The following is a 6029-nucleotide window of genomic DNA, read 5'->3' on the forward strand; positions in this document are numbered from 1 at the left end:
ACCCGCGCTGCGCGCATCATGAAAAGTTAATCACCGGCGACAAGTCGGACGCTAGGCTGAACCGGCACCACCGTCCTTTCCGGAGCCGTCCCATGCGCCGCCTCATCGCCAGCCTTCCGCTCGCCCTGCTGCTCGCCGCCTGCTCGCCCGCGCCCACGCCTCCGGCGCCCCCCGGCGAGACGCAGACGGCACCCGCCAATCCCGCCCTGGGTTCGCCGGAATGGCTGGCCTGGGTCGATCAGTCGCTGGGCATCAGTGACAAGGGCCACGGCCCTGACCCCGGTTCGCCCGAGTGGAACCAGGCCGTGCAGCGCAAGCTGGGCGAGGAAGCGCCGCAGTCCACGCCGGGCTCGCCGCAGTGGCAGCAGTCGGTCGACGCCCTGCTGCGCACGCGACTGCCGCCGGGGTCGTGACACGACTCCCACCCGGACGGGTGTGGTGAGCTGGCGCGCTAACCGGGTGCCAGCAAGGTATCCAGGTCGCCTTCGTCGAAGCGCAGCTTTTCGCGGCTGCCGCCACCTTCGAGCACGGCGTCGGCGAGTTCGGCCTTGCGCAGTTTCAGTTCCTCGATGCGCTCTTCCACCGTGCCGCTGGTGATCAGGCGGAACACGAACACCGGCTTGTCCTGGCCGATGCGGTGCGCGCGGTCGCTGGCCTGCGCCTCGGCGGCGGGGTTCCACCATGGGTCGTAGTGGATCACCGTGTCGGCGGCGGTGAGGTTGAGGCCCACGCCGCCGGCCTTCAGCGAGAGCAGGAACAGCGGCACCTCGCCGTCCTGGAAGCGCTGCACCGGCTCGGCGCGGTCGCGGGTGTCGCCGGTGAGGGTGACGTAGCGGATGCGGCGACGATCGAGCTCGGCGGCGATCAGTTTCAGCATGCCGGTGAACTGGGAGAACAGCAGCACCTTGCGGCCTTCGTCCAGCAGCGCGGGCAGCATGTCCATCAGCAGCTCGAACTTGGCCGACTCGCGCACGCCGCGCGCCGCTTCGAGTTTCACCAGGCGCGGATCGCAGCAGACCTGGCGCAGCTTGAGCAGCGCATCGAGCACCACGATGCCCGAATGCGCAATGCCGCGCTGGGCGATCACCTCGCGCAGCTCCTCGGCCAGCGACAGGCGCAGGCCTTCGTACAGCTCGCGCTGGCGGCCTTCCAGCACCACGCGGCGGGTGATCTCGGTTTTCGATGGCAGCTCCTTCGCCACCTGCGCCTTGGTCCGGCGCAGGATGAACGGCGCCAGGCGCAGGTTCAGGCGCTGCTGGCACTCCTCGTCGCGCTGTTTCTCGATCGGCACGCGGTAGTGGCGGCGGAATGCACCTTCGTCGCCGAGCAGCCCGGGCACGGCCAGGTCGATCTGCGACCACAGCTCGCCCAGATGATTTTCCAGCGGCGTGCCGGTGAGGCACAGGTAGCGCGGCGTGCGCAGGCTGAGCAACGCGCGGCGTGCCTGCGTGCGCGGGTTCTTCACCTGCTGCGCCTCGTCCAGCACGATCAGCGCGAACGACTGCTGCCGCAACGCGGCGACGTCACGCGGCAGCAGGGCGTAGCTGGTCAGCACGATGTCCTGCGCGCCGAGCTGGTCGAAGTCTTCGGCGCGCTGCGGGCCGTGCAGGGTCAGCACCCGCAGCATCGGCGCAAAGCGCGCGATCTCCGATTGCCAGTTCGGGATCAGGCTGGTCGGCACCACGATCAGCGCGGGCTGGGACAGCGCACCACCTTGCTTGAGCGAGAGCAGGTGGGTGATCAGTTGCAGGGTCTTGCCCAGGCCCATGTCGTCGGCCAGCACGCCGCCGACGCCGGCTTCCGCCAACGCGTTCAACCAGCGCAGGCCTTCGCGCTGGTAGGGCCGCAGTTCGGCGGCGAGTCCCTCGGGCACGGCGTCGCTGGCGCGCGCGGCGGCATCGCGCAGGCGCGCGGCGAAACCCAGCAGCGGCTCGGCCGCCTGCAGCGTGCCGCCGACGGGCATGGCGGCGGCCAGTTCCTCCAGCCGGCCGGCCTGCACGCGCGGCAGGTGGAGTGCCTTGCGCGGTTTCTCCAGGTATTCGGCCAGTGGCGCCAGCAGGCCGCGCAGTTCGCGCAGGCGCACCGGCACGCGGCGGCGCGCATCGACCGGCGCGTACCACACCGCGTCCTCCGGCTCGTTCGCCGCCGGGCTGAGCGTCAACTGATGTTCGGCCAGCGCCTGCGCCACCGCCGGCAGAAGGTTGTGGCGCTGGCCATCGACCTCGATGCCGATCTCCAGGTCGAAGGCATGGTCGTCGACGTCCTCGGCCGCCTGGCCGTACCAGCGCACCGGCCCCTCCAGCACCTCGAAGGGGAAGCTGGGTGCGTATTCGACGACAAAGCCTTCCTCCTCCAGCTTCGGGCGCAATGCCAGCCAGCGCGCCGGCGTGTTGACCTCCAGTGCCCCGGCATAGCCGGCCCCGGGGAACAGCCAGGCATCTTCGGGCAGGGTTTCGGCCACGTCCCACGGCAGGCCTTCGGTGTCCACGCCGGGGGTGAGCCCAGCGCGTTCGAGCTGCTCCATCGCGGCCAGTTCCTCGGCGCGGCGACGGGTGATCTCGACCAGCTGGTCGTTGCGCACGCGGCGTACCAGCGGTTCGCCGCCGCGACCGGGCAGGCGCTCCCCGGCGTAATCGAAAGCCAGCCGCGCATAGCCCAGCGGCGGCGTGCCGGCCGCCAGCCGCGCGTGGCGGGTCAGCGCATGCAGGATCAGCACCGGCTTGGGCGCCAGTTGCGAGCGCTTGAGATCGCCGAACACCTGCGGCAGCGGCACGCGCGTGGCCAGCCGGCTGTTCGGCAGCTTGTTGCGCAGGCGGCGGCCGTGTTCGTGTTTCAGCGGCGGCAGCTCCAGCCACTGGGTTTCCTCGGCCGGCGCATCGAACAGGCCCAGGGTCGCGCGCTCGGCGTCCAGGTACCACAACGCACCGACGCGCAGCAGGCGCTGGTTGTTGGGCAGCAGCGGCAGCAGGCGCTGGCTGCCGTCGGGATCCATCTGCCAGTGCCAGTTGAGCTGGTGGGACTTGCCGCGCGACAGACGCAGGCCGGCCAGCCCACCCAGGAAGCACGGCGCGGTGTCGAGCACCTCGGCCAGCAGGCTGTCGCCGACGTGGCCGCCGAGCCGGGCATAGCTGCGACTCTTGCGCACGCTCAGCGGCAGGCCGAGCACGCTGGCGGCCAGGCGCTGCTCGTGCGGTTGCAGCGGGGTCTGCACCAGATGGCGGCTGTCCAGCGGCACCGGGCGGCTGTAACGGCCGTGCTCGGCCACGCTGAGCAGCACCGGCGCCACGTCCACCCGCGCAAAGGCTGCGCCCTCCTCGGGCATCACCTCGACAAAGAAGCCCAGCACGCTACCGTCGTCGCCAGCCGCGGGTTTGGGCGCGGCGAGCAGCCGCCGCCAGGCCAGCGGCAGGGCTTCGTCGTCGCCAGCAGGGGGACTGGCGATGCGCTGCTTCTCGTCCGGTTGCGGCATCCGCGTGCGTTCCGTGGCGACGACCAAATGCTTGAGCTTAGCAGTGCCGGCACCGGATGCGACGATGATCGCGACGTTCGCCGCCACCACCGCGTCAGTCGCGGCCGAACAGGCCGTGCGGATATTCCGGCTTCTGCTCGCGCGCCATCAGTGCCTTGAGCCCCTCGGCCGGGGTGACCTCGCCGTGCAGCACGGCGCGCACGCCGGCGCTGATCGGCAGGTCCAGGCCGTGTTTGGCAGCCAGCCGCGCCACTTCATCGGCGGTGAGGATGCTCTCCACCACCTGGCCGATGCGGCGCACCGCCTCGTCGATTGCCACGCCCTGGCCCAACGCCAGACCGAGCCGGCGATTGCGCGAGAGGTCGCCGGTGCAGGTCAGCACCAGATCACCGAGGCCCGACAGGCCGATCAGCGTTTCCGGCCGCGCGCCCAGCGCCACACCCAGGCGCAGCATCTCGTTCATGCCGCGGGTGATCAGGCCGGCGCGGGCGTTGAGGCCCAGGTTCATGCCGTCGGCGATGCCGGTGGCGACCGCCAGCACGTTCTTCATCGCGCCGCCGAGTTCGGCGCCGAGCACGTCGCCGCCGGAGTACGCGCGCAGATTGGGCGCATGCAGCAGGCCGGCGAGTCGTTGCGCGAAAGCATCGTCGTCGGAGTGCACGGTGACTGCGCTGGGCAGGCCGGTGGCCACTTCCTTGGCGAACGACGGCCCGGTGACCACCGCGGCTGGCCGGCCCGGCAACTTCTCCGCCACCAGCTCGTGCAGGAAACGCCCGGTACCGGGCTCGAAGCCCTTGGCCGCCCACGCGATCGCCGTGCCGGCATCGAGCAGCGGCACCAGCGCATCGAGCATCGCCGCGAACGCGTGACTGGGCACCACGATCAGCACGATGTCGGCACCGCGCACGGCCGTGCCCAGGTTGGCCTCGTACTGCAGGGTTTCCGGCAGGGCCACATCGGGCAGGTAGCGCGCGTTGCAACGCTGCGCCGCCATCTGCGCCAAGGCCCCCGCATCGCGGCCCCACAGGCGGGTAGGCACGCCGTTGCGGGCGCACAGAGCCGCCAGCGCCGTGCCCCAGGAGCCGGCGCCGAGCACCGTCAGCTTCGGCTTGTCAGGCATGGTCCGGGTTCAGCTGTTGAGCATGACCGGGGTTTCGTCGCCGCCGGCGGCACGGCGCTGCTGTTCGGCGAACAACGCGTCGAAATTGATCGGCTGCAGCAGGAACGGCGGGAAGCCGCCTTCGAGCACCATCGAGGAAATCACCTGGCGCGCATACGGGAACAGCAGGTTCGGGCAATAGCTGCCCAGGATGCCGGCCTTGTCGGTGTCGTTGAAACCGGCGATGCCGAACACGCCGGCCTGCTCCACTTCCGCCAGATAGGCGGTGCGCTGGCCCACGGTGCAGGTCAGGGTGAGGCTGAGCACCACTTCATACAGGTCGTTGCCCAGGTCGCTGGCCTTCTGGCCCAGGTTCAACTGCACCTGCGGCTGCGCGTTCTCGTCGATATCCTGGAAGATCTGCGGCGCGTTGGGCGCCTCGAAGGAGACGTCCTTCACGTAGATCTTCTGCATCACCAGCTGCGGCTGACTGGCCTGGCCGTTGGCCTGGTCGTTGGTGATCTCTTGTGCCATCGGGTGTTCCTCTCAAAGTCTGGGCGGTCGAGCAAAGAGACAGATTGTTCCATACATCCCCGTCTGGCGCACCCATCGCGCCCTTGCGCGGATGGCCGAGGATTGCGCCCAACCGCTTGTTTCTGCGACAATGCGCGGCTCGCCTCATGTCGGCCCGGTTCTCCGGGTGGTCCGCCACGCAATGCGGACCCACGCGACCGGGCCATGCAACATCTCCGGCATTGCGTGGCGCACCAGCGTCGCTGGGCCGATGCCGCCCTGGCCAACGGGTGGCAATCACGGCTTCAACCGAAGCCATTCTTGGGAGGTCGTCATGGCCCGTGTATGTCAAGTCACCGGAAAGGGTGTGCAGAGCGGCAACAATGTCTCGCACGCCAACAACAAGACCCGTCGCCGCTGGTTGCCCAACCTGCACGAGCGTCGTTTCTGGGTCCCCAGCGAAAGCCGCTGGATCAAGCTGCGCGTTTCCAACCACGCCCTGCGCACGATCGACAAGAATGGCATCGAAGCCGTGATTGCCGACATGCGTGCCCGCGGCGAAAAGGTCTGAGGAGCACACCATGGCCAACAAATCGCAAGACAAGATCCGCCTGATTTCTTCGGCCGGCACCGGCCACTTCTACACCACGCAGAAGAACAAGAAGAACACCCCGGAAAAGTTCGAATTCAAGAAGTACGATCCGGTCGTGCGCAAGCACGTGATCTACAAGGAAGGCAAGATCAAGTGACGTCATGGCGCGTTCGCGCATCGCGCGAATGCCTTTGCCATGACGTCATCCCTGCGCAGGCAGGGATCCAGTGAGATACTCAAAACCCGCCCTCGTGGCGGGTTTTTCTTTGCCCCGCACACCCACGCGAGCGATCTCGCCGCAACACCCGGCGAAAGCAGCAACGATGCACGCCTCGACGGCATCTGTCTCTTTTAAA

The 6029-nt window shown here is 68.9% G+C and carries 6 protein-coding genes; 3 read left to right on the forward strand and 3 right to left on the reverse strand.

Annotated elements, in window-relative coordinates:
• The first annotated feature begins 92 nt into the window (after positions 1-92).
• Positions 93-413 carry a hypothetical protein gene (locus B1991_RS12040; RefSeq protein WP_136258928.1) on the forward strand — a complete coding sequence of 107 codons (321 nt, stop codon included), beginning with the start codon at positions 93-95 and terminating at the stop codon, positions 411-413.
• A gap of 38 nt (positions 414-451) precedes the next feature.
• Here B1991_RS12040 and B1991_RS12045 read toward each other — a convergent pair whose 3' ends face one another.
• The 3 genes from B1991_RS12045 to secB form a co-directional block, all read right to left on the reverse strand.
• Complete coding sequence (locus B1991_RS12045) at positions 452-3469, reverse strand: DEAD/DEAH box helicase (protein WP_136258929.1); 3018 nt, start codon at positions 3467-3469, stop codon at positions 452-454.
• Positions 3470-3563: 94 nt separating this feature from the next.
• Positions 3564-4589 carry an NAD(P)H-dependent glycerol-3-phosphate dehydrogenase gene (locus tag B1991_RS12050; protein ID WP_136258930.1) on the reverse strand — a complete coding sequence of 342 codons (1026 nt, stop codon included), beginning with the start codon at positions 4587-4589 and terminating at the stop codon, positions 3564-3566.
• Between the two features lie 9 nt (positions 4590-4598).
• Positions 4599-5102 carry a protein-export chaperone SecB gene (gene secB / locus B1991_RS12055; RefSeq protein WP_136258931.1) on the reverse strand — a complete coding sequence of 168 codons (504 nt, stop codon included), beginning with the start codon at positions 5100-5102 and terminating at the stop codon, positions 4599-4601.
• A gap of 313 nt (positions 5103-5415) precedes the next feature.
• Between secB and rpmB the strand changes: the two genes are divergently transcribed.
• Entirely contained in the window at positions 5416-5652 is a 237-nt protein-coding gene (gene rpmB / locus B1991_RS12060) for a 50S ribosomal protein L28 (RefSeq protein ID WP_136258932.1), read from the forward strand.
• 10 nt (positions 5653-5662) lie between these two features.
• Positions 5663-5830, forward strand: a complete 168-nt coding sequence (gene rpmG / locus B1991_RS12065) for a 50S ribosomal protein L33 (RefSeq protein ID WP_136258933.1) — start codon at positions 5663-5665, stop codon at positions 5828-5830.
• Positions 5831-6029 lie beyond the last annotated feature (199 nt).

Origin of the sequence: Rhodanobacter lindaniclasticus, assembly GCF_004799035.1 — a bacterium.
Lineage (GTDB): Bacteria > Pseudomonadota > Gammaproteobacteria > Xanthomonadales > Rhodanobacteraceae > Rhodanobacter > Rhodanobacter lindaniclasticus.